We start from the raw sequence: 3,867 nt of genomic DNA, 5'->3' as shown, positions 1-3,867 counted from the left end.
GATCGTCTCCGCCGGTACGTTGTTGCCTTCACCGCCGCCGCCGAGCGCGTAGCTCGATTGCGATGCGGCGAGCAGGGCGGTGGTCAGTCCCGCTCCGACAAGAAACTTCGTCGTCTTTTTCATGTCACGCTCCCTTTTTCCCAGACTTTTATGATGTCGCGGCTCATGGCGCTGCTCCTTTTGTGCAGTCTGTTCAGCGACGGCCTGACGGTGCGTTAGCTGCGTTGCGCGAAGCGCGCCGCACTTGCACCCGTCCGCGGATCGCGCATGAGAGCGGAAGCAATTTCGAATGAATTAGCAATCGGCCTATTGCCGCATTCGCGACCTGGCTCATTCCAAGACTTCCCTCTCACGCGACAGGCTGATCCGCCTGTTCAGTTTGGATGCCGGCTATCGACCCGTTCCGGGCTTCTGGCATCTTTCTATTTTGTATACCATATTGTATTATTCTGTCTAGCGATATTTTGCATGAATCCCTATGATTTTATTGCGGGATCACAAAAAAGGGCGACCCGCCGGCGACGGGCCGCCCTTCAATGTCCGTTGAACCGGTTCAGCAACCGCCGGGATGGCGCAGTCCCAATTGAGGTACCGAGTGCAGTTTCGCCGTTTCGCAGGCTTGCTTCTCGGCTGGCGACAAATGATGCAGCACGCGGATCTGCACTCCCATTATCCCCGCGCTCTTCATCTGCGCTCCCGCCGGATGAATGCTCTGGTTCTGTGCTCCCACCAGATGAACGCTCTGGGGATTGCCCGGCTGACAATTATCCGCATGACGCATCCCTGCCTGGATCATCGAATGCGCCTCCGCCTGGCGACATGCCTGAACGCTGATCGAATCCGCCGGTGCCGGCGCTACCCTGACGGAGCAGGATGCCAGCAGGAGCGCGGCCACGACTCCGGCCATAGTCGTTTTTTTTCGCGATCAGGTTCATCCTCTTCAGAGCTCCAGTGGGTTTTATGATAATTCGGGCCCTTGAATCGGCGTTGTCCAAAGAAGGCAGGAACGCGACCTCGGGGCACCGAGTATTTATAATGGACTCTCTGGTCGACCATACACCCTCTGTTTATGCAGGGCAGAGAACGGCCGAGTCGGGAACTTTCTGCTTCTGATACAATCCCGCCACCTCGCCGCGCTGCCTGATCAGGGCAAGAACCGTATCGATCGTCGGCGTCGGCACGCCGACGAGCGCGCCGAGTTCCTGCACCACCGTGACAAGTGCGTCGATTTCCATCGGCCGGCCGCGTTCGAGATCCTGCAGCATCGAGGTTTTGTGACCGACGACCGCGCCCGCCCCGTCGATCCGGCGTTCGACATCGACCCGGAAATGCACCCCGAGCCGGTCGCCGATCGATTTGGCTTCGAGCATCATCGCCTTGGCCAGAGCGCGGGTATCGGGATCGTGGGCGATCTTGTCGAGCGTCGCGCCGGTCAGCGCGCTGATCGGGTTGAAGCACAGATTTCCCCATAGCTTCAGCCAGATTTCGTCGCGAATATTGTCGCGAATCGGCGCTTTCAGCCCCGCCGCCTCCATCGCCGTCGCGAGCCGGACGATTCTCTCGGTCCGCTCGCCGGACGGTTCGCCGAGCGGAAATTTGTCGCCATAGACGTGCTTGATCACGCCGGGTTCGACAACCTCGGTCGCCGGGTTGACCACGCAGCCGATCGCACGCTCCGGCCGCAGGATTTCCCATTGCCGCCCGCCCGGATCGACGCTTTCCAGCGTGGCGCCTTCCCGCTCGCCGCCATGGCGGTGGAAATACCAGTATGGAATGCCGTTCACCGCCGTCACCACGCTGGTATCGTTACCCAGCAACGGAATCATCCGGTCGACCACCGCCGGGATCGAATGCGCCTTGAGGCAGATGATGACGTAGTCCTGCGGGCCGAGTTCCGCCGGATCGCCGGTGCAGTGCGGCCGCGCGTGATGCTCGGCATTTTCCATCAACAGGCGGACCCCGTCGCGGCGCATCGTCTCCAGATGCGCGCCCCGCGCGACCATGCTGACTTCACATCCGGCGCGCTCCAGCATGACGCCGAGAAACCCGCCGATTGCCCCGGCCCCGAAAATGCAGACTTTCATGTGCGTTCTCCCTTCGATTCATGTCGCGCCATTTGCCCGGTCCCGACATTCGAATTCGGGATCGACTAAACGGTTTTTGACAGTCTGGTATACGATATACCAAATGTCAAGAATTTTATTCTGAAATTATTTTATTTGTCGCATTAATATAATATGCACCATTCCGGTCGGCGAATGATCACCGCGAATGCAGGAAAATCGTGGGACTTCGTGTGAGGGGCGCGCGGCGAACAACCAGCGTCTCCGCCGGCTGGACTCTTCCGGCCGCGCCGTCGCCTTCAGCCGGGATCGATGAGAAAAAATCCCGGCCTGACTGAAGGCCGGTTTTTCAAATCAGCTGCCACTGGTTCCGTTATGCCGCCGGGAGGCCGAATGCCGCGTAGCTTTGGCCAATGACGGCAGGTGGCGTTTGCGGAAAGACCGGGACTCCACGCTCCCCGAAAACAGGAGTTTGACCGATTACCGGCGGCGGCATTTGGGCAATGATGGGCACTCCTTGTTCCGCGAATACCGGCTTGTTCTGACCGATCACCGAAGGCGGCGTTTGCGCGATGATCGTTGTTGCCAGCAAGCTGGAAGCACCCTGCTGCGCGGATGCGACACCGCGTAACCCGCCGATACCTGCCGCGATCACGGCAAAAAACATCATCCTTTTCATGGCTCGATCCTCTTTTGGTTATCCGAAACCTGCTGCCCAGGTCGATCTCCCTTCGATCAGGCCGCTTTCATGTCCCGCGGCTTCGTGCCCACGGTCGGTTCAGCAAGTTGTCATAATATAGTATACCAAATGTAAAATGTCAAAATTATGAGAAGCTTGTGCTTGGCCCATTCGGAAAAGTCGCGCATAAGTGAAACTGCCTTTGCCGCCTTGGTGAAGCGGTCAGGCGGCTGGCCCTATCGGGTCAGCCGCGCGCGGCTAGTTCCGCAAGGGAGCGTCGCTGGGTGCCAACCTCGTCGAAATTCGCCGGGTCGATCCAGGCTTCGAGCATCGCGCGGTTGCGCGGCCATTCGGCGTCGGTCTGGCTGAACATCGCCGAATCCCGGCTGCGGCCCTTCAGGATCAGATGATTGCGCAGAATGCCCTCGAAAGTGAAACCCAGACGCTCCGCCGCGCGTCGCGACGGGGCGTTCAGCGCATCGCATTTCCAGACCAGCCTTCGATAGCCGAGATCGGCGGCGAGCCGGAGCAGCAGGAACATCGATTCGGTACCGACCGGGCTGCGCTGCAGAGCCGGCGAAAACCAGATGTTGCCAAGCTCGATCGCGGCGTTGGCGGGTTGAATGTCGCGCAGGGTGAGCCAGCCCATCACCCGGCCGTTCCGCTTCGAGCGGACCGCCCAGGCCATGGGGTCGTGCTGGCTCGCCAGCGTCGCGATATGGCGCCGCATCGCCGATTCGGAGCCGAACGGACCGCAATTCATGTAGGTCCAGCTTGCCTCGGCCCCCTGCGCGGCGGCCCAGAGGTCTTCGACATGGGCAACGGCAAGAGGTTCGAGGCTGGTATGATGGCCCTCGATCGGCACGCGCGGCGGCAATGGCCGCGGCGTGTCGTCGACTTCGGGGCCGCGCGGAGAAGTGCTCATGGATGGACGCTCCGATACCATTCTGCCGTCAGCCGGTCGCGAATTTGCGGCTCGGTTCGTCGCCGGCCAGAACCCGGACCATGGTTGATCCGAGGGATGCTGGGCTGTCGGCGACATGGATTCCGGCGGATTTCATCGCCTCGATTTTCGCCTGGGCGGTGTCGCGCCCGCCGGAAATCACCGCCCCGGCATGGCCCATC

General features: G+C 60.7%; 4 protein-coding genes. All 4 read right to left on the bottom strand.

Features of this window, described 5'->3' with window-relative positions:
• Window positions 1–553: 553 nt before the first annotated feature.
• The gene (locus L2A60_RS19990) at window positions 554–907 is read right to left on the bottom strand and encodes a hypothetical protein (RefSeq protein WP_235706218.1); all 354 of its coding nucleotides are present in this window, start codon (window positions 905–907) and stop codon (window positions 554–556) included.
• A 160-nt stretch (window positions 908–1,067) separates the two neighbouring features.
• Window positions 1,068–2,084: a 2-dehydropantoate 2-reductase gene (locus L2A60_RS19985; protein WP_235706217.1), complete on the bottom strand. Its 1,017-nt coding sequence runs from the start codon at window positions 2,082–2,084 to the stop codon at window positions 1,068–1,070.
• A gap of 352 nt (window positions 2,085–2,436) precedes the next feature.
• Complete coding sequence (locus L2A60_RS19980) at window positions 2,437–2,742, bottom strand: hypothetical protein (protein ID WP_235706216.1); 306 nt, start codon at window positions 2,740–2,742, stop codon at window positions 2,437–2,439.
• 244 nt (window positions 2,743–2,986) lie between these two features.
• Window positions 2,987–3,667, bottom strand: coding sequence for a GNAT family N-acetyltransferase (locus L2A60_RS19975; protein ID WP_235706215.1), 681 nt, complete (start codon window positions 3,665–3,667; stop codon window positions 2,987–2,989).
• Window positions 3,668–3,867: the final 200 nt, after the last annotated feature.

Source organism: Acidiphilium iwatense (assembly GCF_021556475.1).
Classification (GTDB): domain Bacteria; phylum Pseudomonadota; class Alphaproteobacteria; order Acetobacterales; family Acetobacteraceae; genus Acidiphilium; species Acidiphilium iwatense.
This window is presented reverse-complemented; position numbering and strand designations above follow the sequence as displayed.